Source organism: Sphingomonas sp. SL1004, from assembly GCF_057815015.1.
This window is the reverse complement of the sequence record NZ_JBYMUX010000001.1, coordinates 1148816-1174592: the sequence shown is the minus strand read 5'-3', so window position 1 is coordinate 1174592 and position 25777 is coordinate 1148816. Positions and strand designations below refer to the sequence as shown.

Sequence of the window (25777 nt, the reverse complement as noted above, 5' to 3'; positions counted from 1 at the left end):
TTTACGTCAAGGTGAAGCGGCCGACAATATGGCTTACGCACACCATCTTATGGAGAGCGAGATGCAGGACACTTCCGGGGGCAAAGCGATCGGCAAGCCATTGCTGGGCGAGCCTCGGCTGCTGGGCGACATGCTCGATACGTCGGTCGGTCGGTTCGGGGGACGCACGGTGCTCGACTTCATGGGTCGGACGATCACCTATGCCGAACTCGGCGAGTCGGTCGACCGAGCCGCGCGGGGCCTGCAAGATCTCGGCGTCGTGAAGGGCACGCGAGTCGCGCTGTGCCTGCCTAACACGCCCTATTACCCGATCCTGTTCTTCGCGATCCTCAAGGCCGGCGGCATCGTCGTCAACGTCAACCCGCTCTATGTCGAGCGGGAGTTGGCGCATCTGCTGGAGGATTCGGGCGCGACGATCATCGCGACCTGCGACATCGCCGAAATCCATGCGCGAGTCCTGAAGGTCGCGGGGCAGATGGGGGTGAAGCACGTCATCACCTGCCCGATCGCCGGCGCGTTGCCGCCGCTTAAGTCGATCGCCTACCGGGTCTTCAAGCGTGCCGAGATCGGCCACGCCCCCAGCGATGCGCGCCATTGCACGTTCGACTCGCTGCTGAAGGCGAAGGGCGCGCCGTCCCAGGTCGCGGTCTCCCCGGACGAGGTCGCGGTGCTGCAATATACCGGCGGCACCACCGGCGAGCCCAAGGCGGCGATGCTCAGCCACGCCAATCTCGTCGCGAACGCCGATGCGATGGTGATGTTCGTCGGTGGCGAGCAGCCGCATCAGGACCGCGTGCTCGGCGCGCTGCCGCTGTTCCACGTCTTTGCGCTGACCACCGTGCTGACCTATTCGATCCGCACCGGTGCAGAGATGATCCTGCTGCCGCGCTTCGAGTTGCAGCAACTGCTCAAGACGATCGACCGCACCAAGCCGAGCTATTTTCCCGCGGTGCCGACGATCTACGCCGCGATCACCACCGCGGCGGAAACGCAAAAGATCGACCTGTCCTCGATCCACGCCTGCATCTCGGGCGGCGCGCCGCTGCCCGCCGAAGTCCGCACCGCGTTCGAGGCCGCGACCGGCGCGAAGCTCGTCGAGGGCTATGGCCTGTCGGAGGCATCACCGATCATCACCTGCAACCCCATCGACGGCATCAACAAGCCGGGCTCGGCGGGCTTGCCATTCCCCGGCACGACGATCGAGATCCGCGACCGCGAAGACCCGACTCGGCTGCTGCCGATCGGCGAGAACGGCGAGATCTGCGCGCGCGGACCCCAGATCACCCAAGGCTATTGGCACAAGCCCGCCGCCACCGCCGACCTGTTCGCGGACGGCGCGCTGCGCACCGGTGACGTCGGCCATCTCGACGAAGACGGCTACCTCTTCATCGTCGACCGGATCAAGGATCTGATCCTGGCGGGCGGCTACAACGTCTATCCGCGCGTGATCGAGGAGGCGCTGTACGAACACCCCGCCGTGCTCGAAGCGGTCGTGATCGGCGTGCCCGACAAATACCGTGGGCAGGCCCCCAAGGCGTTCGTCGTGCTGGCGGAAGGCGCGGTGGCTACCCCGCTCGAACTGCGCGATTTTCTTCGCGACAAGATAAGCAAGATCGAGCTTCCCCGCGAGGTCGAAATCCGCGACACTCTCCCCAAGACGCTGATCGGCAAGCTATCCAAAAAGGAACTTGTCGCTGAAGAAAACGCAAAAGCGGCGTCTGGGGAGAGGGACGTACAGACATGAACGATCGTCAGGACGATCTTACCGGAATCCAGGAAGTATCGCGGACGCTCGGCGTCAGTGCGCGGACGTTGCGGTTCTACGAGGACAAGGGGCTGATCGAACCATGCCGGATCGGGACGACCCGCGTCTATACCCGACGCGACGTGGCGCGCATGCAGTTGATCCTGCGCGGCAAGCGTCTCGGCTTCACGTTGCGCGACATCGAGGAGTTCCTCGATCTGTACGACGCCGATCCCAAACATGTCGAGCAGATGCGCGCGCTGGCGGAGCGATGTCGTCAGCGGATAGACCTGCTGGATGCGCAGCGCGAGGCGATCGTGCAGACTCGCGACGAGCTGGAAAAGATCGAGCAGGAAGCGCTGGCACGCATCCCGGTTGGCGCGGCCTGAGCTTTGCCCTCGGTATAGCCGGCGGCGTTCGCGACCCGGTCACGTCAACGCCGCCGTACTGGTACTATTCCAGGTCGCCTTCGTCGATGACCACGACGTTGGCCGAAGGACGCTGCAACGCGGCTTCAAGGCAGATGTCGGTCAGTTCGTCGTTGAACCGCTCGAACATCTCCAGCGCATCATCCTCGGGCTCGTCGCCGCTCAATTCCTTGAGCACGGCGTATTGGACCGCGAAATCGCGCTCGTCGCCGTCGATCTCGGCGGTAAACTCGACCTGCTTGGCGACGTCGTTGTCGGTAACGCTGGCCTGGTCGATCTCAAGGCGGCTTGCCATGTTAGTCTGAACTCCTCGGGGTAGGCGCCGTCTCTGCACAAGAGCGGGGGCGGGAGCAAGCCGCAAGCCACGCGATCGTCGCCAACCGATTAGTGACGGCGGCTTTTCGGACGAAAACACTGCAGCGCGTTGAGCGCGCAGGGACGCCGCCAGCGCCTAAGCGTCGTCGCCCATCCGCAACGCCGCGATGAACGCCTCCTGCGGGATGCTGACCGAGCCGTATTCGCGCATCTTCAGCTTGCCCTTCTTCTGCTTTTCCAGAAGCTTCTTCTTGCGGCTAGCGTCACCGCCGTAGCATTTGGCGGTCACGTCCTTGCGCATTGCGCTGATCGTCTCGCGCGCGATCACCTTGCCGCCGATCGCCGCCTGGATCGGGATCTTGAACAGGTGGCGCGGGATCAGTTCCTTGAGCCGCTCGACCATCCCGCGGCCGCGCACTTCGGCGGTGCCGCGGTGGACGATCATGCTGAGCGCGTCGACCGGCTCCTCGTTGACCAGGATACCCATCTTGACGAGATCGCCCTCGCGGTAGCCGATCTGATGATAATCGAAGCTCGCATAGCCCTTCGACATCGACTTCAGCCGATCGTAGAAATCGAACACCACTTCGTTCAGCGGCAGTTCGTAGGTCGCCTGCGCGCGACCGCCCACATAGGTCAGGTTCTTCTGGATGCCGCGGCGATCCTGGCAGAGTTTCAGCACCGACCCGAGATATTCGTCGGGAACGTAGATTGTCGCCTCGATCCACGGCTCGCTGATCGTCGCGATCTTGTTTGGCTCGGGCATGTCGGCGGGGTTGTGCAGCTCGATATGAGTCGTGCCGGAGGGATCGGGGTGGGTCAGCTCGATCTCGTATACGACCGAAGGTGCGGTGGTGATCAGGTCCAGATCATATTCGCGCGTGAGACGCTCCTGGATGATCTCCAGATGCAGCAGCCCGAGGAACCCGCAGCGGAAGCCGAAGCCCAGAGCCGCCGACGTTTCCATCTCGAACGAGAAGCTCGCATCGTTCAGCCGCAGCTTGCTGATGCTCTCGCGCAGCTTTTCGAACTCGGCGGCATCGACCGGGAACATCCCGCAGAACACGACCGGCTGGACTTCCTTGAAGCCCGCCAGCGCTTCGAGCGCAGGCCGCTTCGCATCGGTGATGGTGTCGCCGACGCGCGTCTGCGCGACCTCTTTGATCTGCGCGGTGATGAAGCCCATCTCGCCGGTGCCAAGTTCGGTCAGCTGCTCGATCTTAGGGCGGAAACAGCCGACCCGGTCGACCAGGTGCATCGTGCCGGTCTGCATGAACTTGATCTGCTGGCCCTTTTTAAGGACCCCGTCGATCACGCGCACGAGGATGACGACGCCGAGATACGGGTCGTACCAGCTGTCGACCAGCATCGCCTTCAGCGGCGCTTCGGGATCGCCGCTGGGCGGCGGGATCTTGGTGACGATCGCCTCAAGGATCTCGACGATGCCGATCCCGGACTTCGCCGATGCGAGAACGGCCTCGGATGCGTCGATGCCGATCACGTCCTCGATTTCCTTGCGGACCTTCTCGGGCTCGGCGGCTGGAAGGTCGATCTTGTTGATCACCGGCACGATCTCGTGATCGTGCTCGATCGACTGGTAGACGTTCGCCAGCGTCTGCGCCTCGACGCCCTGCGCGGCATCGACCACCAGCAGCGCGCCTTCGCACGCGGCCAAGCTGCGGCTCACTTCATAGGCGAAGTCGACATGGCCCGGCGTGTCCATCAGGTTGAGGACGTAATCGAGGCCGTCCTTGGCGTGATACGCGAGGCGCACGGTCTGCGCCTTGATCGTGATCCCGCGCTCCTTCTCGATGTCCATGTTGTCGAGCACCTGCTCGGACATTTCCCGCGCGGTGAGCCCGCCGGTTTCCTGGATCAGCCGGTCGGCAAGCGTCGACTTGCCGTGGTCGATATGGGCGATGATGGAGAAATTGCGGATGCGGTCGAGCGGAGTCATGCCGCGCTCCTAGCAGCGCCGCCGCGCGGGGGATAGACGGGCGGGCTAAAGCTTGCGCGCGATGAGTTGATAGCAGCGTGCGACCTGTCGATACGGGTCCAGGCGCCCCGCGAGCCATTCGGCGCGCAACACCTCTTCAGGATCGTCGGCCGCGATCGGACCGGTGTGATGATCGGTGAAGATGCCGATCCCCGACCATGCGACGATATCGGCGCCAGCCTCGGCCAGCAGAGCCTCGATTGTCGCCCGCGCGTGATTGCGGCTCGCGGCATAGGGGCCGTGCGCGTCGTCGCCCGTCTCCAGCGCGATCCGTGCCTCGGTCCAGCGTCCGGCCAGTCCGGGACGCATCGCCGCCGCCGCTGGATTGATCGCGACGATCGAAACGAGACCACCGGACTTGCAGAGCGCGACAGCGGCCCGGACCAATGGCGCCGGATCGTCCTCGTACATCAGCACGCTATGGCAGCAGACGAGGTCGGCCACGCCCGCCTGGTCCGCCGCCATCGTCGCGCCGTCCGCGCAGATCAGCCGGACGCGGTCTCGGATCGCCGCCGGGCGCCGCGCCAGCCGCTGCTCGCCGAGCGCGATCATGTGCGGATCGATGTCCTGGACCACCACCTCATGCCCCGCCATCGCCAGCCGGACCGCGAGCGCCGCATCGCCACCGCCAAGATCGACCACGCGCAACGGTCGCTCGGGGAGCACTGCGGTCAGCGTGCGGATCGTCAGTTCGAGCGGGATACTCGTTTCTTCATGCCCGCCCGGCCGCACGAACGCGTCCGCGATGCCGGGCGCGGACGTCCAGTAATTCACGCCGCGACCATCGGCACGGGGCAGGGCGTCAGGACGCCGTCCGACAACAGCCCGCAGCAATCGCCATCCTCGATCTGCAAGGTGTCGGGCGAGAACACGTCCTCGTCGCGGGTGCTTTCGGGATGCGGCGCGTCCGACGGCGCAAGGTGTTCGAGGTCGATCACGTCGCTCCCGCCATCCACTTCGACGATGCCGCCGCGCGCGATCAGGTCGAGGTGGATCGCGCATTGATAGCCGACCACGCCCGGATCCTGGTTGTGCTGGCCGAGCCCGAGATGCACGCCCGGCCGACGCTCGTTGATGTGCGAGTTCATCGCGATCGGCTCGCCGATGCCGAAGTTCGTGCCGAAGCCGAGCTCGCCGACATTGTACGCGCAGTGCGTGGTCAGCGCGGAATCGAGGAACCGCATCGTCCGCGCATCCTCGCAGCGATGCGCGACGACCCGGCCGCCGGCGAGCTCGATCGTCACCGGGAAGGTCTCCAGCCGGACGTCGTCCTCGGTGATCGCGTTCACATTATACGCGAAGTCCGCGACGTGGATGCCGGAGATTGCCGCCGGGAACGTCGCGACCTCGCCGGCGGGCAGGATCACCGTGCCGCCATCACGGGCGCGGCCGCGGTTGCTGATCCAGCGATGCTTGGGATCGAGCGTGACCTCCAGATCGGTGCCCCCGCGCGTCGTGATCCGCAGCTTCGACGCCCGCGTCAGCCGCTCGAGGATCGCGACGTTGCGGCGGGAGAGTTCGTCGGGTGTCGCGAGCAGCGCATCAGCGAACAGGCTGTCGCTTGCGCTGATCGACCGGAAAATCCGCAGGCGCTCGGGCGGGTAGATCGCCAGCGCCCGCGTCAGCGCACCGGTATGCGAGAACGTGTCGCGCTCGAACGACAACAGGATCAGCCACCCTTCGAACGCATCGAGCGACGGCAGTTCGGCGCGCAGCCGCTCCTCGAACGTCTCGTCGACGAGCGGCGCCATCCACACGCGTACGGCGGGGATGGCGCGCATCTCGAGCGCGGCGCAGACGAGGGCGGCGGACCGTTGGCTATCGCTCGTGTAGAGGATAACCGCGGTGTCGCCGCCGGCGATCCGGACATAGGCGTCCAGCAGGGACTGAACCCCGCGCCAGATCTTCCCGTCCATCGCCCTAGTTCTTTACGTCGATGCCGCGCTCGGTCAGCGCCGCCTTCGACGTGCTGTAGCTGATCGTCCACGCCAGCTGATCGAGCGGGCGGATCCGGCTCGCGTCGCCCAGCTGTGCCGCGGCGGTGCTGTAGGTGACGGTCCACGCCGCTTCGCCGCCCTTGCCGAGATCGATCACGTGCGTGCTGAGGTCGCCGATCCGGAAAACTTGCTCGCTGCTCTTCACTTCACGCAGCACCTGCGCCGAAACGCGGGCGACGATGTCGTTGATGTCCTGTTCGCTAGGCATGTCTGCTCTCCTGGTAGAGTGAGGGGAACGCGACGCTGGTTTTGTGAAAGCCCCTTTGCGTCCCGTCAAAGCTGCGCGCACGGCGCAGGCCGGACAATCACGACGAAATCCGTTTCGGAGGCAAAACGATTATAGGCGGGATGCTCGCGCGGCACGTCGCTGGTCGGGCACGATAAAAGAACCGCCATGCCGGTGCAGGTTGCGTGGAGCCGTCCGGATGCTGGTGCGGTACGGATATTTGTCTTGATCGATCTGCGGGTCGGGGCTAGGGGGCTCACCGGCAATGTTGTCGGGGCGTGGCGCAGTCTGGTAGCGCACTGGTCTCGGGGTCCAGGGGTCGTAGGTTCGAATCCTATCGCCCCGACCATTGCCGATTTTCCTGAGGCAGGGCCCGGGATTTTCCCCGAATTTACTTTATCTTGAAGAGCGTAGCGCGGCCCTCGGGCGCCTGAGATCACGCGTGTCATCCATGAAGGTCCAGGCCCGCCGGCGTGACGGCGAGCCTGGATCGATGCCCTCGGCTTACTTAGCCGTCGGTGCCATGCCGCGGTCTTCGAGCATCGGGCCGATGTCGGGGTCCTTGCCGTAGAACGCCTTGAACATCGGGCCGTAATCCTCGGTATGGCCCTTCGACAGGATCATGTCGCGGAAGCGCTGGCCGTTAGCGCGGGTCAGACCGCCATGCGCGACGAACCAGGCATAGGCATCGTTGTCGAGCATCTGCGTCCACAGATACGCGTAATACCCCGCCGCATAGCCACCCGCCCAGATGTGCGCGAAATAGCTGGTGCGATAGCGCGGCGGCACGTCCTTCGTATCGAGCCCCATCGTCGTGAGTGCCTTGGTCTCGAACGCATCGACGTCCTGCGGTCCGGCCGACGCCGGCAGCGAATGCCAGTCCTGATCGAGCGTCGCGGCCGCCACCAGTTCGCCCAGTTCATAGCCTTGGTTGAACTTCGCCGCGTTCTTGATCTTCGTGACGAGTGCCTTTGGCATCACCGCACCGCTGCGATAGTCCTTGGCATAGTTGGCGAAAATCTTGGGATCGAGCGCCCAATGCTCGTTGAACTGCGACGGAAACTCGACCCAGTCGCGCGCGGTATTGGTGCCCGAGACCAGCGGATAGGTCTGGTTCGCGAACAGGCCGTGCAGCGCATGGCCGAACTCGTGGAACATCGTCGTGACGTCGTCAAACGTGATCAGCGCGGGCTGGCCCGGCGCAGGCTTGGTGAAGTTGCCGACATTGTAGACTACCGGCTTGGTGCCGAGCAGCTTCGACTGACCGACGAAGTTCGACATCCACGCACCGCCCGACTTGTTGTCGCGCTTCCAGTAATCGAAATACATCAGGCCGAGTTCGGAGCCGTCCTTGTCGAACACCGTGAAGACGCGGATGTCGGGCTGGTACACCGGGATGTCGCGGCGTTCCTTGAAGGTGACGCCGTAGAGCTGGTTCGCCGCGAAGAACACGCCGTCTTGCAGGACCCGAGAAATCTCAAAATACGGCTTCAGCTCGTTCTGGTCGAGGTCGTACTTGGCTTTGCGCACCTTGTCGGAATAGAAATCCCAGTCGGACGGTGCGAGCGGGAACGAAGCGCCGGTCGCATCGATCGTCTTCTGCAATTCGGCGGCCTCGCGACGCTGTTCGGCGGCGGTCGCGGGAACGAGCTGCGTCATGAAGCGCTTGGCGGCGTCTGGGGTCTTCGCCATCTGGTCATACAGCGAATAGGCGGCGTAGTTCGGATAGCCGAGCAGCTGCGCCTTTTGTGCGCGCAACTGGGCGATCTTCTGGACCAACGCACGCGTATCGTTGGCGTCGCCGCGCTGCGACCGGTTCCAGCTCTTCTCGAACAGCGCGGCGCGAGTCGCGCGATCGGTGAGCGAGGACAGCGCCGGCTGCTGCGTCGTGTTCTGCAGCGACAGCACGTATTTGCCGGTAAGACCGCGCTCCTTGGCGGCTTCCGCGGCAGCGGCGATCTCGGCATCGCTCAAGCCGGCCAGCTTGGCCTTGTCGTCGACCACGAGCGCGCCAGCCTTGGTGCCGGCCAGCAGCTTCTGCTGGAAGTCGGTCGTCGCAGTCGAGATCTGCGTGTTGAGCAACCGCAGCTTGGCCTTGTCGGCATCGTTCAACTGCGCGCCGGCGTGGAGGAAATCGCTGTGGTAGATTTCCAGCACCTGCTTCTGTTCGGCGTCTAACCCGAGCGAGTCCTTCTTCGCATACAGTGCCCGGACGCGGGCGAAGAGCTTCGGATCGAGATAGATCGCGTCGCCGTGCTGCGCCATCTTTGGCGCCACTGCGCTGCGGACCTTGTCGAGCGCGTCGTTGGTGTTCGCCTGCGACACGCCGAAGAACGCCTGGCTGGCGCGGTCGAGCGTCCGGCCCGAGCGCTCCATTGCCTCGATCGTGTTGGCGAAGGTCGCCGCCGCGGGATTATTCGCGATCTTCCGCATCTCGGCGATCTGCTCCGCCATACCCTGTTCGAGCGCGGGCTGGTAATCGGCGTCGGTGATCTGGTCGAAGCGCGGCGCCTGGAACGGCAGCGTGCTGGGGACGGTCAGCGGATTGACGCGGGCCGCCTGGACGGTAGCGGTGCTGGCGATGCAGCACAGGATGGCGGCGGAACGAAGCAGGGTGGAACGCAGCATCAAAGACTCACAATGGCAGGAGTGATGACGCTCTTCTTGCATGGACCGCCAAGCCGTTACAATGTCTCATTATTGATCGACATGGGGGTAACGTGACCGGATCCTATCAGACTTTAACGCTGGCGCTGACCCTCGCGCTGGCGACGGGCGCGAGTGCCCAAACCCCTCCGTCTCGCTATCAGCCGCGCGAGACGTTCGCGCCGTTCGACATGGCGCAGCCCTCGGGACGGGTGCGGTCGGCGAATGGCTTGCCGGGGCCAAACTATTGGCAGAACCGCGCGGATTACCAGATCCGGGCGACCCTCGATCCGGCGGCGAAGACGATCACGGGCAGCGTCGACATTCACTACACAAACGCCAGCCCTGACGTGCTCGACGTCCTCTGGCTGCAGCTCGACCAGAACCTGTATCGTCCGGGGTCGCGCGGCGCGGACTCGCGGGGCGGTGCTGCGGCGGGCAATACCGGTGGCATGACGCTGGAGACGGTGACGGTCGAGAGCGGCGGGCGGACGTCGACGGTGACGCCGCTCATCTCCGACACCCGCGCGCAACTACGGCTGGCGACACCGCTCGCGGCGGGGGCGAAGGCGGTGATCCGGATCCGCTATCATTATACCGTGCCGTCGGAGGCGTTCGGCGGGCGGACCGGGTGGCTGGCCTCGAAGAACGGCGGCGACATCTTTTCGATCGCACAATGGTATCCACGGATGGCGGTGTACGACGATCTGCGCGGGTGGGACACGGCGCCATATCTCGCGCAGGAATTCTATCTCGAATATGGCGACTTCGATTACTGGCTGACCCTGCCGTCGGACATGCTCGTGGCGGGATCCGGCGAACTGCAGAACCCGGTCGAGGTGCTGACGCCGACGCAGGTCGCGCGGCTGGCGAAGGCGCGGACGAGCGACGCGACCGTCGTCATCCGCGCGCCCGGTGAGATCGCCGACCCAGCCAGCCGTCCGAAGCGGGGCGGAACGCTGACCTGGCATTACCGGATGGAGAATACGCGCGACGTCGCGTTCAGCGCCTCGAAGGCGTTTGCATGGGATGCTGCGCGGATCAACCTGCCGGGCGGCAAGTCGTCACTGGCGATGTCTTTCTATCCCGCGGAATCGCAGGGGCAGGATCGCTGGGGGCGGTCGACCGAATATCTGAAGGATTCGGTCGAGCGCTTCTCGGCGAAGTGGTTCCCCTATCCGTGGCCAGCCGCCGTCAACGTCGCCGGCCCGGCGTCGGGGATGGAATATCCGGGAATCGTGTTCGACGGGATCGACGACAAGGGCAAGGAGCTGTTCTGGATCACCGCGCACGAGATCGGGCATAGCTGGTTCCCGATGATCGTCGGCTTCGACGAGCGCCGTCACGCGTGGATGGACGAGGGCTTCAACACCTTCATCGACACCTATCAGTCGGACGACTTCAACCGCGGCGAATATGCGCCCAAGCGCGACAGCGAATTCGCGCCGGGCGGCGGCAATCCGGTCGACGAGATCCTGCCGGTACTGGCCGATCCCGATGCGCCGCCGATCCTGTCGCGGTCCGACACCGTGATCGAGAAATGGCGCCACCCGGTGACCTATTTCAAGTCCGCGCTCGGCCTAGTGCTGTTGCGCGAGCAGATCCTGGGGCCTGAGTTGTTCGATCCCGCCTTCCGCAAGTTCATCGCCGCTTGGGCGTTCAAGCATCCTAAGCCCGCCGACTTCTTCCGCGCAATGGAGAGCGATGCGGGCGAGGACCTGTCGTGGTGGTGGCGCGGCTGGTACGCCAACACCTGGCAGATGGATCTCGCGGTGGCGGGGATCGCCGCTGCGAAGGACGGCACGCCGCTAGTCAATGTCGAGTCTCGCGACCGGTTGGTGATGCCGGTGACGTTGCGGGTCACCTATGCGGATGGGCACAAGACCGACCTGCGACTGCCGGCGGAAACGTGGATCCGCCAGGCGGCGACGGCGATCCCGGTGCCGCGGGGGACGGTCGTCAGCGCGGAACTCGATCCGGATCATAAGCTGCCGGATCGGGACCGGAGCAACAACGTGGCACGGTCCCGCTGAGGTAAGGCGCTATATCTGGCCATGACGCCTGATATGTTCCCGTCACCCCAGACATCTTCCCCGTTACCCCAGACATCTCTCCCGTCACTCCAGACATCTTTCCGTCACCCCAGCGAAAGCTGGGGTCTCCCGCGTGGCTACCGACGCGCGCCCCACGGGGAGATCCCAGCTTTCGCTGGGATGACGGGTGAGGGCGGTCGGCTTGAGGGGCATCAAAGGCGTTGGAGGCGTCAGAGGCGAAATGAGCGTGAGGGACGGGACGGGCCGTCCGCCCGCCCCCGCGTACAAACTGTCATCATACCAACACAATCGACGCCTAATCGCCGGCTCGGGGAGTGAGCGTCGCGTAATGTCGTGAACCGTCCGAAAGGCGGCCGCGGGAAAGCACGGCGTTGGGTATGGGATGCGCGATCGCCCGTCAGGGACGGCGCCGCGCGATTGGGGAAATGTCATCTTGAAGTTTTCGGTCGTTAAGTCGGCGCTGATGCTCGGCGTCGCATGTGGTTCGCTGTCGGTCGGTTCGGCTGCCTTCGCGCAGTCCGCTCCCGTGCAGGATCAGGCAGCAGGGCCGGCGGACGGTCTCGATGAGATCGTCGTCACTGCAGAGCGTCGCTCGGAAAACCTGCAAAAGGTGCCGCTTTCGGTCGGCGTCGCGTCGGGCGATGACCTCCGGACCTACACGTCGGGCGGTGACGATACGCTGCTCGCGCTGTCGGGTCGCGTTCCCGGCCTGTATGTCGAGACGACGACCGGGCGCATCTTCCCGCGCTTCTACATCCGCGGTCTGGGCAATATCGATTTCTACCTCGGCGCATCGCAGCCGGTCACGATTATCCAGGATGACGTGATCCTCGAGCATGTCGTGCTGAAGTCGAACCCGGTCTACGACGTCCGCCAGGTCGAAGTGCTCCGCGGGCCGCAGGGCTCGCTGTTCGGGCGCAACACGACGGCCGGCATCATCAAGTTCGACACGAACAAGCCGACCAACGACTTCGAGAGCCGCGCATCGGCCTCGGTCGGATCGTATAACAGCGTCAGCCTCGACGCCGGTGTCGGTGGTCCGCTGATCAAGGACCTGTTGTCGATCCGCCTGTCGACGCTGATCCAGCACCGTGAGAACTATGTCGACAACCGCTTCGCCGGCGTCAGCCAGGACAGCACCGCGACCCCGCGCAAGGACGCGATGGGCGGCTTCGACGATCGCAACGTCCGCGTTCAGTTGCTGCTGACCCCGAGCCAGGACTTCACGCTGGACGTGTCGGGCCATGCGCGCTGGTATGACGGCACCTCGACCCTGTTCCACCGCGCCGCGCTAAAAAAGGGTTCGAACGACGTCTCGGCCGAGCCGCGCAACAGCGTGTCGCTCGACGAGGGTAACGACAACCCGCAGAGCTACAACACCTATGGCGGCTCGGTCCGTGCGACCTACGACTTCGGTCCTGCCGCGCTGACCTCGATCACCGCGTACGAGACGACTTCGGGCTTCAGCCGCGGCGATACCGATGGTGGTGCCGCGGCGAACTTCCCGGTTGGCGGCCAGCCTAATGGCTTCGGCGAATCGCAGGGCCAGATCCGCGATCTGGATCAATGGTCGCAGGAGTTGCGCGTCGCGGGAACGCCGGGCGGCAAGTTCAACTGGCAGATCGGCGGGCTGTATTTCGATACGCGCGACGTCACGGACTTCTACCAGCGCGCTTATTTCCTGACCACGCCGCAGCGCAACCCGAACAACTGGGTGCGCCTGCACGACGTCAACACCTCCTGGGCGGGCTTTGGCCAGATCAGCTACGAGATAGCACCGAAGCTGACGATCACGGCCGGCGGCCGCATCACCGAGGACAAGAAGCGTACGCAGCTTCTGAAGACGGCGGACTCGGCTACCGGCGGGGTCACCTACAAGGGGCGTACCGACGTCACGCTGAAGGCCACCAAGCCGAGCTGGGATGCGAGCGTCCTGTACCAGGTGAACCCGGACATCAGCCTGTATTCGCGCGTGGCTGAAGGCTTCCGCGGGCCAACGATCCAGGGCCGGTCGGCAGTGTTCAATTCCGACTTCACCACCGCGAATTCCGAGACGATCCTGTCGTGGGAGACGGGCATCAAGACGCGTCTGCTCGACAACACGCTGACCCTGAACGCGACGGTGTTCGGCTACCGCGTGAAGGACATCCAGCTCAACGGCAACGACGTGAACGGCAACGGTGTGCTGTTCAACGCCGACAAGGCCGAGGCGTACGGCATGGAAGCCGAGGCGAACTGGAAGCCGGTACCGAACTTGACGCTGGGGGCAGGCCTCAGCCTGCTGCATAGCGCGATCCGCGACAAGCGCGTCTACGCACAGGTCTGCGCGCTGAACGGCGTAGTGGTCTGCACGGTCGAGAATCCGACGATCAAGGTCGGCACAAACGTGTTCGCGCAGATCGACGGCGAGCCGCTGCCGAATGCGCCTGAGTATAACGTCGACCTGACGGCGCGCTACGACCAGCCGCTGGGCAATGGCGGTCGCGCGTTCATCGCGGGCGACTTCAACATCCAGGGCTACACGCAGTTCGTGCTGTACAAGACCAAGGAGTTCACCGCGAACGGCAACTTCGAAGGTGGTCTCAAGATCGGCTACGCGGCGCCGAACGATGCCTATGAACTGGCGGTATTCGCGCGCAACATCACCGGCGAGAAGAACCTGAAGGGCGTGATCGAGAACTACATGGCCGCCGTGTTCAACGAGCCGCGGATCATCGGCGTGTCGCTCAGCGGCAAGTTCCGCTGATCGAGTAGGGCGCCCCTCGATCCTCTCCCGCAAGGGGGAGGTGGCAGGCGTCAGCCTGACGGAGGGGGAGGTAAGGGCAAACCGCTGTTCCGTGTCCTCCCCCTCCGTCGCCTTCGGCGCCACCTCCCCCTTGCGGGGGAGGATTGCTCGCTCCCGATCATGTCAGCCCTGCAACATGACCCGTCGAGTGACGTATTTTTCAGGAGCGCGAACCGGATTGGCCATGTAGCGCAGGACGTGGCAATTTGCCGTTTCCTTTAGTCGGTTGATACGAACGCCCATGTCGCTCAATCCCGTTTTCTATGATGCGAGCGGCCGGCGGCGGCGGCGGTTCACGCTGGGCGTGGTGGCGTTCGTCGCGCTGCTGCTGCTGTCGATTGCTGTGTTCGCCGCATCGATCGGGATGGTGCCGACCGCGCCGCTGCTGCCGATCGAGCCGGAGCATCCCGCCCTTCGCGCACTGCCCGCACCACGCGCGGGGATCATTCGCCAGACCAAGCGCGACATCAATTACTATGCGAACCGCCTGTTCGGGGCGAGCGCCGCGTTGCCGGGCCAGGCCAAGAGCCAGGCCGCACGCAGTGGGAACCCGTCGCTCGCGATCGCCTTCCATGCGCCATGGGACGAATCCAGCGTCGCCAGCCTCGGTCGCCATGTCGAGCAGCTCGACTGGCTGATTCCCGGCTGGATTTCGGTGACCGGCGCAGATCACCACATCACCGTCTTCCGCGATCAGGCGGGGCGCGACATCCTCAACAAGGCGGTTCACCGTCCGGTGATCCTGCCGATGGTGCAGAACGCGGTCGAGGGGAATTGGGACGGTGCCGGCAGTGCCGCGTTGTTCGCCGACCCCAAGGCGCGGAGTGCATTCCTCGACAAGCTGGTGCCGTTCCTGGCGGCCAACCACGCCGGTGGCGCGTTCTTCGATTTCGAGGATCTGCCGGCCAGCGCGCAGCCCAACTACCGCGCGTTCCTCGCCGACGCGCATGCCCGGTTCGCACCGCGCGGCTGGGTGGTCGCGATCGCGGCGCCGGTCGGCAATCCTGACTGGAACCTGCCCGCGTACGCAAAGGTGACCGACAAGGTCTTCCTGATGGCGTATGACGAGCATGAGACGAGCGGTCCGGCCGGGCCGATCGCCTCGCAACGCTGGTTCGCGCGCATGGTCGCCGACGCAGCGCGGGGGATCCCGCCCGCCAAGCTGGTCGTCGCGATCGGCTCCTATGCGTATGACTGGCACGACAAGGGCGGCGACGCGCTCGACGTCGAGGAAGCGTGGCAGAACGCGGCGGACTCGGGCACCAAGCCGACCTTTGACAAGACCAGCGGCAACAGCAGCTTCGCCTATTCGGAAGGCGGCTCGCAACACCAGGTCTGGCTGCTCGACGCGGCATCGGCGTACAACCAGATCGCGTTCCTGCAAAAGGCCGGGCTCGGCAGCGTCGCACTGTGGCGTCTCGGGTCGGAAGATCCCGGCCTCTGGTCGATCTGGGGCCGCAACCACCGCAGATTGCCGCCGCCCGCAGCGATCGACGCGATGCCGGCCGGCACCAATGTCGATATCGAAGGCAGCGGCGAGATCCTGAAGATCGGTGCCGAGCCGGTCACCGGCATCCGCAACGCTGTAACCGCCAAGGACGGCACGATCGCCGAGGTCGTCTTTACGCGGATGCCGTCCCCCTATGTCGTCGTCCGCACTGGCTATCGCCCGAAACAACTCGCGCTGACTTTCGACGACGGCCCCGATGCGGAATGGACTCCGCAGATCCTGGACATCCTGAAGCGCGAACACGTCCCCGCGACGTTCTTCGTGATCGGCGAGAATGCGCTGACCGAGCGGCCCCTGCTCGAGCGAATGGTCAACGAAGGCCACGAGATCGGCAGCCACACCTACACGCACCCCAACCTCGCCAGCGTCTCGCAGCGGCAGGTGAAATACGAGCTGAACACCACGCAGCGGCTGTTCCAGGCGTTCACCGGGCGCTCGCTCCGGCTGTTCCGCGCGCCCTATTTCGGCGATGCCGAGCCGAGCACAGCCGACGAAATCGTGCCGGCACTGGAAGCCCAGCAGCGCGGCTATATCTCGGTCGGGCTCCACGTCGATCCCGACGACTGGAAGCGCCCCGGTGTCCAGGCGATCATCGACCGGACGATAACGCAGGTCGAGGCGGGCAATCCCGAGCGCAGCGGCAACGTGATCCTGCTCCACGACGCCGGCGGCAACCGCGCGCAGACGGTCGCCGCGCTGCCGATCATCATCGAGCGGCTGCGCGGCATGGGCTACAGCTTCGTCCCCGTATCGACACTTGCCGGCCTGTCGCGCGATGCGGCGATGCCGGTGATCTCGTCGAGCGACCGCGTCGCCGCCGTCGCTGATCTCGCGCTGTTCAGCACGCTGGGCGGCATCGTCGTCGCGCTGCGCTGGATTTTCGGGATCGCGATCACGATCGGCATCTTGCGCGCGCTGGCGTTGTCGGCGCTGGCACTGATCCAGGCCCGTCGCGAACTCTACACGGTGTTCCCCGCGATCGATCCCGACCGGTTCGTGACGGTGATGATCCCGGCGTTCAACGAAGAGCGCGTGATCGTCCGCGCGGTGCAGGGCGTGCTGGCGTCCGCCGAAGTCGCGATCGAGGTCATCGTGATCGACGACGGCTCCAGCGACGGCACCAGCCGCGTCGTCTCCGACGCGTTCGCAGGCGACGATCGCGTCCGCCTGCTGACGCTGGAAAACGGTGGCAAAGCGCGCGCGCTGAACCGCGGCCTCGAACTCGCGCGCGGCGAGATCGTGATCGCGCTCGACGCCGATACGCAGTTCGAGCCGATGACGATCGCCCGCCTCGCACGCTGGTTCGACGATCCGAAGCTTGGTGCGGTCGCGGGCAATGCGAAGGTCGGCAACCGGGTCAATCTCGTCACCAAATGGCAGGCGCTCGAATACATCACCGCGCAGAATCTCGAACGACGCGCACTCGCGCGGCTGAACGCGATGACCGTGGTGCCGGGAGCGGTGGGCGCATGGCGGCTTGAAGCGATCAGGAGCGTCGGCGGCTATCCCGACGATACGCTCGCCGAGGATCAGGACCTCACCATCGCGATCCAGCGCTACGGCTGGACCGTCCAGTACGACCAGTTCGCGATCGCCTGGACCGAGGCACCCGAGACGATCCGCGCGCTCGCCAAACAGCGGTTCCGCTGGGCATTCGGCACGTTGCAATGCCTGTACAAGCATCGCTCGGCGATCGGCGGATCGAAACCGCGTGGACTAGGCTGGGTCGGATTGCCGCAGGCGATCGTGTTCCAGATCGTGCTGGCCTCGATCTCGCCGATCATCGATCTCGCACTGCTGGTCAGCTTCTTCTCGACCTATGTCGCGGTCCAGGCGCATGGCTGGGAACAGACCAGCCACGACGTCTATACGATGCTCGCGTATTGGCTGATCTTCACCGCGATCGACCTTCTGGCCGCGACGATTGCGTTCGCCCTCGAGCGCAAGGAACGCTGGCGGTTACTGTGGCTGCTGATCCCGCAGCGGATCGGCTATCGTCAGGTGATGTACTACGTCGTCCTGAAGGCGATTGCGCAGGCGTTGCGTGGCCCGCTCGTAGGCTGGGGCAAGCTGGCACGTACCGGCCGGGTAACCGCGAACTAGAACAAATCTACTCCCCGCCAAAGGAGAAGAGCCGCCCGCTAGAAGCTGTAGGTAATCTCGGCATAAGCGTAGCGCGTATCGCCCGTGGCCGGCGCGTTGGGCGCATCGCGGAGGAAGCGGCCCTTGGCGAGATACACGCCGCCCGCCGCCATGCGGACGCGCTTGGGAATTGCCCACCACCGTGCGCGCGCCTCGACCTGCGTGCCGACCTCGCGCCCCGACGCGCCGGTCGCATCCCGCACGCCCGTTTGGCCGAAACTGTCGGTGGCGTCGGCGAGCCACAGCGGGCGGACCGCGAGATAGGCGTCGGTGCGCGACGTCGGCTCCAGTTCCAGCCGCGTTTCGACGCTGATCAGGTTCGCGCGAGCGACCTCGCCATACAACCCGCTCGGGGCGAATTCGAAGCTGCGCGCGCCGTACAACGTATCGAACCGCCCGATACGGTCCCCGCGTCCGTTCCCACTTGCATAGTCTGCGGCGAACCGCAGTCGCGGCTTCCACGTGCCCGGCAGGCTCTGGCCTAGCCCGCCATGGACGAATACCGCAGAGACGCGACGATCCGTCACGTCGGTCGCGAGGGGCGAGGCCCGTGCGGTCCCCGATTGCCATACGCCTTCCAGTTCGTAATCGAAGCGACCCGGGGCGGCGCTGTTCGCAAGCCGACCGCCGATCGTCCACAATCGCCGGTTGCGGGTCAGGAAGTCTGGGGCGTCGCGTTCCTGCATGCGAAAGGCATAGCCCTCCAACTTCCCGCCGAGCACTCCGGCCTTGGTGCCGATCGCGCCGTAGAATTGCAGCGCGGTGCGTTCGCGGTCGCGCACCAGGCGATCGGATCGGATCCCGGCGTCGTCATCGGGCAGGCGCTGTTGCGGCATCGTCCAGAACGCGGTCAGCGCGTCGCCGGCGGTGTTGCCCCAATCGAACCTCGCACCGGTGAAGCCATTGGTCGTGTTGCGGAAATTCTCGTCGACCACGAGCCGCCCCGAGCCGAGGTTCATCGTGAACCGCCCGAGACGGAGCTTCGCGTTCCCGCCTGGCGCGAACTGAAGCCAGGCCTGGACCGGTTCGAGCGCATCGACTTCGCTGGAACTGACGGTCGACCCGCGCGGTTCGAAATACGCGCGGGAATCGATCACTTCGCCGCCGATCGCGAACGGACCGCTGGCATAGCTCGCTGCTAGCCGAACCCGGAGGAAGACGGCATGGTCGTCGGCGGAGATGCCGACGCGCGGCTGCCCGTCGAGTGCCTCGCCGCGCACCCGGACGCTGCCGCTGACGTCGAGCCCCTGCTCCTGCGCGGCGGCTGGCGACGCCACCCCGCCAAGGGCCAGTGTCGACACGAGCGCGGCGCGACGGAACGAGTTGAGCGGCAGGATCGTAACTCCGTTTCGCGGTAGCGCGGGACAATCGTCGCGCCCTATAGCGGGGGCTACGGGTTCGAGGAGTCACAAAAGTGAAACATTCTGTGCGGCTGGTCCTGGCCGTTTCCCTGATCGGCGGGTCGGTCGCAGCGCAGGCGGAGCAGCGGCCGCCGCTCGTGCTGGCGGCGGCGTCGTTGCAGGAGTCGCTGACCGCCGCGGCGGACGCCTGGGCGAAGCAGGGCCATGTGAAGCCGACGATCTCGTTCGCCGCTTCGTCGGCCTTGGCGCGCCAGGTCGAATCCGGCGCGCCCGCCGATCTGTTCGTATCCGCCGACGAGGACTGGATGAACGAACTCGCGGCAAAGAACCTGATCGTCGCCTCGACCCGCGTGACGTTCCTCGGCAACCGGCTCGTCGTCGCGGCACCGGCGGGTAGCACGGTCCGTATCCCGGTCCGTCCGCCTGCCGCGCTGGTGCGGGTGCTGACCGCGGGTCCGCTGGCGATGGCCGATAGCGCCGTGCCTGCGGGCAAATACGGGCAGGCGTCGCTGGAGAAGCTCGGCGTCTGGGCGCAGGTCGCGCCAAAGGTGGTGCGCGCGGAGAATGTCCGGGCGACGCTGGCGCTGGTCGAGCGCGGCGCTGCACCGCTCGGGATCGTCTACGCAACCGACGCAAAGGCGTCCGCCAAGGTGCGGATCGCAGGCGTTTTTCCGGAAAGCACGCACCCCGCAATTACCTACCCGGTCGCGCGGCTGCGGGCGTCGACCAATCCCGAGTCCGAGGCGTTCCGGCGGTTCCTGGTGTCGCAGGCGGGCAAGGCGATCTTCGTGCGGTATGGCTTCTCTGCGCGTTAAATGCTCGATGCGACCGAATGGGCGATCGTCGGGCTGTCGTTGAAGGTCGGCGGCGTGGCGATGGCGGTGACCCTGCCGATCGCCTTCGCCCTGGCATGGCTGCTCGCGCGCGTCCGGTTTCCGGGGAAGGTCGTCGTCGATGCGGCGATCCATCTGCCGCTGGTCGTGCCACCGGTCGTCACCGGATGGCTTTTGCTGCTCGCATTCGGCCCCAATGGGCCGATCGGCGGATGGTTGCAGGACTGGTTCGGGGTGACGGTGCTGTTCCGCTGGACCGGCGCCGCGATCGCGGCGGGGGTGATGGCCCTGCCGCTGATGGTGCGCGCGATGCGGATCTCGATCGAGGCGGTCGACCGGCGGCTTGAGAACGCGGCGCGGACGCTGGGCGCCGGGCCGTGGCGCGTGTTCTGGACGCTGACCTTGCCGCTGAGCATTCCCGGCGTGATGGCGGGCGCAGTGCTCGGCTTCGCGCGGTCGATCGGCGAATTCGGTGCGACGATCACCTTCGTCTCGAACGTGCCGGGCGAGACGCAGACCTTGCCGCTGGCGATCTACTCCGCACTGCAGCAGCCGGGGGCGGACGCGCTGGTCTGGCGATTGTCGGCCGTTTCCGTGGGGTTGTCGCTGGTCGCTCTGATCGCGTCCGAACTATTGACCCGGCGTGCCGGACGGGGGCTGCATGTCCTTTGAGATCGATGTCGAGAAGCGCCTCGGCGATGCGCGGGTGTCGCTTACGCTGGAGGCGGGCGAGGGCGCCACGGTGCTGTTCGGACCTTCCGGGGTCGGCAAGTCAAGCATCCTGAACATGGTTGCCGGGCTGCTCCGACCCGATCGCGGACGCATCGCGATCGACGGCGAGACGCTGTTCGGCGACGGTATCGACGTCCCGCCCGAACGTCGCCGCGCCGGCTATGTCTTTCAGGAAGCACGGTTGTTCCCGCACATGCGGGTCCGCGCGAACCTGCTCTACGGGGTCCGCGGCGAGGCGGAGCGGTTCGCGGATATCATCGGCTTCCTCGGCATCGGCCACCTGCTCGATCGCTGGCCGCGCACGCTGTCGGGTGGCGAAGCGCAACGCGTCGCGATCGGCCGCGCGTTGCTCAGCCAACCGCGCTTCCTGTTGCTCGACGAGCCGCTCTCGTCGCTCGATCGCGCCCGCCGCGAGGAGATTATGCTGGCGATCGAGCATGTCCGCGACGTGCTCAAGCTGCCGATCCTGATGGTCACGCACGACCCGGCGGAGGCCGAGCGGATCGGAACGCGGGTCGTGCGGATGTAAATTGTTTCCCTGCGAAGTTAAACGAGTTCGAAGCTTCGCTTCTCGCCATCGATCGAACTGGTCGCGACCCACACGTCGAACATGCCCGGCTCGACGACCCAATCGCCATCTTCCCAGAACCGCAAGTCCTCGCGCTCCACCGTCAGCGTCACGCGCTTCGATGCGCCGGGCGCCAGCGAGACGCGCGCAAACCCCTTCAGCTCGCGGACCGGGCGAGTGCGACTTGCGACCCGGTCGTGAATGTAGAGTTGCACCACTTCATCACCGGCCCGCGCACCAGTGTTGGTCACGGTGGCCGTGACGGCAAGCGTATCGGTCATCCGCGCCGGCACGACGACGTTCGAGACCGCAAAGCTCGTGTAGCTCAGGCCGTGGCCGAACGGGTAGAGCGCCTCGTTCTTCGTCTCGCGATACCGCGACTTGTATTCCTGGCTGCCCGTGTCCGGCGCCGGGCGGCCGGTGTTCTTGTGGTTGTAGAAATAAGGCTCCTGACCGCTTTCGTTCGGGAAACTGGCAGACAGCTTGGCGGAGGGATTCACGTCGCCGAACAGCACGTCGGCGATCGCGTTGCCGCTTTCGGACCCAAGGAACCAGGTCGCGACGATCGCGGGCGCGTCCTTGACGGCGCCGTGGAGCGCGAGCGCGCGGCCGTGACGGAGCAGGACGATGACCGGCTTGCCGGTCGCGGCAACGGCTTCGGCGAGCGCCATCTGCGGGGCAGGGATGGTGATCTCGGTGCGCGACTGCGCCTCGCCCGACATGAGCTGCGATTCGCCGACCGCGAGCAGGACGAGGTCCGCGCCTTGCGCAGCGGCAACGGCTGCGGCGATCCCGCCGGGCAGGGGGGCCTCGATGTCCGAACCCGGCGCCGTCGTGACGGTCAGCCCCCGCGCGCGGAGGCCTTGCGCGATCGACACGTTGAGCTTTTCGTCGGCCATGAACGCCCAGGTGCCGACGACGTTCTTGCGGTCCTCCGCAAACGGACCGATCAGCGCGATACGGCCGGGGTTTTTCTTCAAGGGCAACAGGTTGCCATCGTTCTTTAGCAACACGATCGAACGCGCGCCGGCCTCGCGGCTGAGCTTCAGCATCGCCGGTGTCGAGACGCTGGTGCGCTCGGCCTTCTGGCTGACCGAGCGGTAAGGATTGTCGAACAGCCCGATCGCGTCCTTCAGATGCAGCACACGGCGGACACCTTCGTCGAGCCGGGCGAGCGGGACTTCGCCCTTCTCGACCAGGTCGGGCAGCCACAGATTGAACAGGTTCGACTGCATGGCCATGTCCATGCCCGCCATGAACGCCTTCTTCGCGGCATCGCGGCCGTCGCTGGCATAGCCATGCGCGATCAGTTCCTCGTCCGCGGTATAGTCGCCGACGACCATGCCCCGGAACCGCCATTCGCCGCGCAGGAGATCGGTCATCAGCCAATGATTGCCGCTGGAAGGAACGCCGTCGATCTCGTTGAATGCACTCATCAAAGTCGCGACCCCGGCGTCGACCGCCGCCTTGAACGGCGCAAGATGGACCTCGTGCAGCGTGGCCGGCGAAATCTCGGTGAAGTTATAGTCCTGGCCGCCGGAAACCGCGCCGTACGCTGCAAAATGCTTGGCGCACGCGGCCACGCGCGTCGGATCGCGAAGGTCGTTACCCTGAAAACCACGGACGCGCGCACGTGCCAGCTGGATACCGAGATACGGGTCCTCGCCCGATCCTTCCGCAACACGGCCCCAGCGTTGATCGCGCGCTACATCCACCATCGGCGCAAACGTCCAATGGATGCCGAGCGCGGTGGTTTCCAGAGCAGCGGCGCGCGCGGTACGTTCGGCAAGGTCGGGATCGAACGCGCAGGCCTCGGCGATCGGCAGCGGATACGCCGTGCGCAGGCCGTGGATGACGTCGCCCCCGAAGAGCAGCGGGATCTTGAGCCGGGTGGCAAGCGCTGCATCCTGTGCGGCCTTGGCACCCGCATAGCCGACGCCGTTGAACAGCATGCCGATCTGCCCGGTCTTGATCCGCGCGATCTGTTCGGCCGCGCCGCCGGTGGCGAGGCCGGGATTGAACGGCACGCCGATCGGGCGGATCTGGTCGGAGAAGCAACTGAGCTGGCCGGCTTTTTCAGCCGGAGTCATCCTGACGATCAGGCTCTCGATCCGGTCGCTCTGCGCAAACGCCGCGGTCGAACCGAGCGACAGACCGGCAATGGCCGCGCCGCCTGTCAGCATCTGGCGGCGGTCTAGAATGGGCGACATGTCCTGCTCCTAAGTCTTTGGAACGGACTAGTCGCTGGACCACGGTTCCGCAAATCTGTGGAACCGTGGTCGAGGCGCTTACCCCAGCGCGCGATCAAACAGGCGTGAAAGACGAGCCGAGAATGCGCGCGGGTCGACCGGGCGCTCGCCATCGGCGATCTGCGCTTCGTCGAACAGCAGGTGTGCGGCATCCTCACGCAAGCTCGCCTCGTCATCGCCGAGCGCCGCAAGCTTCGCGACCAGCGGGTTGGTCGGGTTGATCTCGAGCACCGGCTTGGCCACGGGCGGCGCCTGCCCGCTCATGGCGAGGATGCGTTCGAGCTGGCGGTCCATGCCGCTGTCCGCCGCAACCAGGCAGACCGCGCTGTCGGTGAGGCGTTCGGAAACGCGCACGTCGGACACAGCGTCCGCCAGCGTCGTCTTCACGAACGCGATGAAGTCCGCGACCTCCGGGGCGGCATCGGACTTGGGCTGTTCGCCACCATCGACGAGCGGGATCAGGCCGAGATCGGCGGCGCCCTGCGTGACCGACTTGAACGGCTTGCCGTCATGGTCGATGCCTGCGGTCACCCAGAAGCCGTCGACCGAATCCGGCAGCAACAGGACTTCGATCCCGCGGGCGCGGAACCCTTCGAGCTGCGGCGACGCTTCGAGGCGGTCAAGATCGGTGCCGACCGCGTAATAGATTGCCGTCTGGTTGTCCTTCATCGCCGCGACATAGTCGGCGACCGAACGCCATGCGCCAGCCGACGTCGTGGTCTTGAACCGCGCGAGCTTGAGCAGCGGTTCGCGGCGTTCGAAATCCTCGTACAGCCCTTCCTTGAGGACCGCGCCAAAATTCTCCCAGATCTTCGCATAGGCCTCAGGATCGCGCGTCGCGAGCTTGTCGAGTTCGCCCAGCACGCGACCGGTCACGCCCTTGCGGATCGCGGCGAGCATCGGGCTCTCCTGGATCATCTCGCGCGAGACGTTCAACGGCAGGTCGGATGAATCAACCAGTCCGCGCATGAAGCGGAGGTAGCGCGGCAGGACTTCGGCATCGTCGGTGATGAACACGCGCTTCACGTACAGCTTCATCCGGCCGTTGCGGTCGGGATCGAACAGGTCGAATGGCTTGGCACCCGGCACGAAGGCCAGCACCGAATATTCGTGCAGCCCTTCCGCGCGGTAGTGGAGCGTCAGTGCAGGCTCGTCGAACTGGCCAGAGACGCTGCGGTAGAAATCGGCATAGTCTTCCGTGCTGATCTCCGACTTCGGCTTGGTCCAGAGCGCGGCGCCATCGGCGATGTCGACCGGCTCGGCGTCGGGCGTTTCGCGCAGGGTGATAGGAACGGGGACGTGACCCGACTGGTCCTTGATCAGCCGCTCGACGGTGTATCGATCGGTGAAGGACGTCGCGTCCTCGAGCAGGTGCAGCACGACGCGGGTACCGCGTGGCGGTGCCTCGGCGGTGTCGACGGGCGCGATCGTATAGGTGCCGAGACCATCCGACGACCAGACCGACGCGGTGTCTGCGCCAGCGCGGCGCGATACCACGTCGACCTTCGCCGCAACCATGAACGCGGAATAGAAACCGACGCCGAACTGGCCGATCAGTTGCGCGCCCTCGCTGCCGCTCGAGGCAGCGATCCGGTCCATGAACGCCTTGGTGCCCGAGCGTGCGATCGTGCCAAGCGCTTCGCCCATGTCGTCGGCGGTCATGCCGATGCCATTGTCCTCGATCGTCAGCGTCCGCGCATCGGGATCGAGCGTGATCGCGATGTGCGTGCGGGTCTCGGCGCCCAGCAGGTCTGGCGTGCTCAACGCCTCGTAGCGCAGCTTCTCGCACGCATCGGCGGCATTCGAGATCAGCTCGCGCAGGAACACGGTCTTATCGGAATAGACCGAGTGCACCATCATGTGCAGCAGTCGCGCGACATCCGCCTCGAACGCGTGGGTCGCGGGGGCGGGAACGTCCGGCGCACCGGCGTCGGTGGAGGGGGTTTGGGTCGGTGGGATGGTCTCGCTGGTCATGGTGTCCGGAGAATCTTTCGTTGGAATTCGCTGGGCGAGAGTTGGCCGGGCACCGAACCGAATTCAAGAGGCCGCGTACGGACTGGGCCTGCGTTTGAATCGGCTTTCAGCAGCTCCGGCGAGGGATACGGCGCGCAACGGTCAAATATAGCAAAACGCAGCTTAGTAATGCCTCGGGGGTTCGCGTAAATATACTGTTGCGTGATATGCTGTCAGA

The 25777-nt window shown here is 65.5% G+C and carries 17 protein-coding genes and 1 tRNA gene; 9 read left to right on the top strand and 9 right to left on the bottom strand.

Translation table 11 applies throughout. The annotated features are described in order from the left end of the window. The first annotated feature begins 61 nt into the window (after positions 1–61). Together AC3D24_RS05155 and AC3D24_RS05150 are read left to right on the top strand one after the other, a co-directional pair. Positions 62–1744, top strand: a complete 1683-nt coding sequence (locus tag AC3D24_RS05155; protein WP_489028810.1) for a long-chain-fatty-acid--CoA ligase — start codon at positions 62–64, stop codon at positions 1742–1744. Then, entirely contained in the window at positions 1741–2133 is a 393-nt protein-coding gene (locus AC3D24_RS05150) for a MerR family transcriptional regulator (protein WP_489028808.1), read from the top strand. The genes AC3D24_RS05155 and AC3D24_RS05150 overlap by 4 nt, the downstream gene beginning before the upstream one ends. Positions 2134–2197: 64 nt before the next feature. Here AC3D24_RS05150 and AC3D24_RS05145 read toward each other — a convergent pair whose 3' ends face one another. The 5 genes from AC3D24_RS05145 to AC3D24_RS05125 all read right to left on the bottom strand — a co-directional run bounded on the left by AC3D24_RS05145 (position 2198) and on the right by AC3D24_RS05125 (position 6688). Then, positions 2198–2467 carry a DUF1488 family protein gene (locus AC3D24_RS05145; RefSeq protein ID WP_489028806.1) on the bottom strand — a complete coding sequence of 90 codons (270 nt, stop codon included), beginning with the start codon at positions 2465–2467 and terminating at the stop codon, positions 2198–2200. 156 nt (positions 2468–2623) lie between these two features. Next, positions 2624–4444 carry a translation elongation factor 4 gene (lepA, locus tag AC3D24_RS05140; protein ID WP_056049136.1) on the bottom strand — a complete coding sequence of 607 codons (1821 nt, stop codon included), beginning with the start codon at positions 4442–4444 and terminating at the stop codon, positions 2624–2626. A 45-nt stretch (positions 4445–4489) separates the two neighbouring features. Continuing rightward, complete coding sequence (locus AC3D24_RS05135; RefSeq protein ID WP_489028803.1) at positions 4490–5257, bottom strand: class I SAM-dependent methyltransferase; 768 nt, start codon at positions 5255–5257, stop codon at positions 4490–4492. Beyond that, positions 5254–6399, bottom strand: a complete 1146-nt coding sequence (locus tag AC3D24_RS05130) for an aminopeptidase (RefSeq protein WP_489028801.1) — start codon at positions 6397–6399, stop codon at positions 5254–5256. Before AC3D24_RS05130 ends, AC3D24_RS05135 begins: the two co-directional genes overlap by 4 nt. Positions 6400–6403: 4 nt before the next feature. Further along, positions 6404–6688 (bottom strand): hypothetical protein, encoded by a 285-nt coding sequence (locus AC3D24_RS05125; protein WP_489028799.1) that lies wholly within the window; start codon positions 6686–6688, stop codon positions 6404–6406. 290 nt (positions 6689–6978) lie between these two features. Between AC3D24_RS05125 and AC3D24_RS05120 the strand changes: the two genes are divergently transcribed. Continuing rightward, a tRNA-Pro gene (locus tag AC3D24_RS05120) sits at positions 6979–7055 on the top strand. A gap of 155 nt (positions 7056–7210) precedes the next feature. Here the strand turns inward: AC3D24_RS05120 and AC3D24_RS05115 are convergent. After that, positions 7211–9334 (bottom strand): M3 family metallopeptidase, encoded by a 2124-nt coding sequence (locus tag AC3D24_RS05115; RefSeq protein ID WP_489028798.1) that lies wholly within the window; start codon positions 9332–9334, stop codon positions 7211–7213. A gap of 92 nt (positions 9335–9426) precedes the next feature. Here AC3D24_RS05115 and AC3D24_RS05110 point away from each other — a divergent pair, with 92 nt between their 5' ends. From AC3D24_RS05110 to AC3D24_RS05100, 3 genes are all read left to right on the top strand, one after another. Continuing rightward, the gene (locus tag AC3D24_RS05110; protein WP_489028796.1) at positions 9427–11385 is read left to right on the top strand and encodes a M1 family metallopeptidase; all 1959 of its coding nucleotides are present in this window, start codon (positions 9427–9429) and stop codon (positions 11383–11385) included. Positions 11386–11869: 484 nt separating this feature from the next. After that, positions 11870–14152 carry a TonB-dependent receptor gene (locus AC3D24_RS05105; RefSeq protein ID WP_489033050.1) on the top strand — a complete coding sequence of 761 codons (2283 nt, stop codon included), beginning with the start codon at positions 11870–11872 and terminating at the stop codon, positions 14150–14152. Positions 14153–14432: 280 nt separating this feature from the next. Continuing rightward, positions 14433–17804, top strand: a complete 3372-nt coding sequence (locus AC3D24_RS05100; RefSeq protein ID WP_489028794.1) for a polysaccharide deacetylase family protein — start codon at positions 14433–14435, stop codon at positions 17802–17804. Positions 17805–17842: 38 nt separating this feature from the next. Here AC3D24_RS05100 and AC3D24_RS05095 read toward each other — a convergent pair whose 3' ends face one another. Next, positions 17843–19144, bottom strand: coding sequence for an alginate export family protein (locus tag AC3D24_RS05095; RefSeq protein ID WP_489028792.1), 1302 nt, complete (start codon positions 19142–19144; stop codon positions 17843–17845). Positions 19145–19269: 125 nt separating this feature from the next. On the opposite strand from AC3D24_RS05095, the gene modA reads away from it, so the two are divergent. Genes modA through AC3D24_RS05080 form a run of 3 tightly spaced genes read left to right on the top strand, consistent with a single transcriptional unit; the run spans position 19270 to position 21298 of the window. Next, positions 19270–20019 carry a molybdate ABC transporter substrate-binding protein gene (gene modA / locus AC3D24_RS05090; RefSeq protein ID WP_489033048.1) on the top strand — a complete coding sequence of 250 codons (750 nt, stop codon included), beginning with the start codon at positions 19270–19272 and terminating at the stop codon, positions 20017–20019. After that, complete coding sequence (gene modB / locus AC3D24_RS05085; RefSeq protein ID WP_489028790.1) at positions 20020–20709, top strand: molybdate ABC transporter permease subunit; 690 nt, start codon at positions 20020–20022, stop codon at positions 20707–20709. It abuts the gene before it with no gap. Then, the gene (locus AC3D24_RS05080) at positions 20699–21298 is read left to right on the top strand and encodes an ATP-binding cassette domain-containing protein (RefSeq protein WP_489028788.1); all 600 of its coding nucleotides are present in this window, start codon (positions 20699–20701) and stop codon (positions 21296–21298) included. Before modB ends, AC3D24_RS05080 begins: the two co-directional genes overlap by 11 nt. 17 nt (positions 21299–21315) lie before the next feature. On the opposite strand, the gene AC3D24_RS05075 is transcribed toward AC3D24_RS05080, so the two are convergent. Further along, the gene (locus AC3D24_RS05075) at positions 21316–23547 is read right to left on the bottom strand and encodes a glycoside hydrolase family 3 N-terminal domain-containing protein (RefSeq protein ID WP_489028786.1); all 2232 of its coding nucleotides are present in this window, start codon (positions 23545–23547) and stop codon (positions 21316–21318) included. A gap of 78 nt (positions 23548–23625) precedes the next feature. Further along, complete coding sequence (gene htpG, locus AC3D24_RS05070) at positions 23626–25560, bottom strand: molecular chaperone HtpG (protein WP_489028784.1); 1935 nt, start codon at positions 25558–25560, stop codon at positions 23626–23628. Positions 25561–25777: the final 217 nt, after the last annotated feature.

Excerpts from the sequence above, each read along its gene's own strand:
- AC3D24_RS05155 (WP_489028810.1), top strand. The coding sequence starts at position 62 with ATGCAGGACACTTCCGGGGGCAAAGCGATCGGCAAGCCATTGCTGGGC.
- AC3D24_RS05150 (WP_489028808.1), top strand. The coding sequence starts at position 1,741 with ATGAACGATCGTCAGGACGATCTTACCGGAATCCAGGAAGTATCGCGG.
- AC3D24_RS05145 (WP_489028806.1), bottom strand. The coding sequence starts at position 2,467 with ATGGCAAGCCGCCTTGAGATCGACCAGGCCAGCGTTACCGACAACGAC.
- lepA (WP_056049136.1), bottom strand. The coding sequence starts at position 4,444 with ATGACTCCGCTCGACCGCATCCGCAATTTCTCCATCATCGCCCATATC.
- AC3D24_RS05130 (WP_489028801.1), bottom strand. The coding sequence starts at position 6,399 with ATGGACGGGAAGATCTGGCGCGGGGTTCAGTCCCTGCTGGACGCCTAT.
- AC3D24_RS05125 (WP_489028799.1), bottom strand. The coding sequence starts at position 6,688 with ATGCCTAGCGAACAGGACATCAACGACATCGTCGCCCGCGTTTCGGCG.
- AC3D24_RS05115 (WP_489028798.1), bottom strand. The coding sequence starts at position 9,334 with ATGCTGCGTTCCACCCTGCTTCGTTCCGCCGCCATCCTGTGCTGCATC.
- AC3D24_RS05105 (WP_489033050.1), top strand. The coding sequence starts at position 11,870 with ATGCTCGGCGTCGCATGTGGTTCGCTGTCGGTCGGTTCGGCTGCCTTC.
- AC3D24_RS05100 (WP_489028794.1), top strand. The coding sequence starts at position 14,433 with ATGTCGCTCAATCCCGTTTTCTATGATGCGAGCGGCCGGCGGCGGCGG.
- modB (WP_489028790.1), top strand. The coding sequence starts at position 20,020 with ATGCTCGATGCGACCGAATGGGCGATCGTCGGGCTGTCGTTGAAGGTC.
- AC3D24_RS05080 (WP_489028788.1), top strand. The coding sequence starts at position 20,699 with ATGTCCTTTGAGATCGATGTCGAGAAGCGCCTCGGCGATGCGCGGGTG.
- AC3D24_RS05075 (WP_489028786.1), bottom strand. The coding sequence starts at position 23,547 with ATGTCGCCCATTCTAGACCGCCGCCAGATGCTGACAGGCGGCGCGGCC.
- htpG (WP_489028784.1), bottom strand. The coding sequence starts at position 25,560 with ATGACCAGCGAGACCATCCCACCGACCCAAACCCCCTCCACCGACGCC.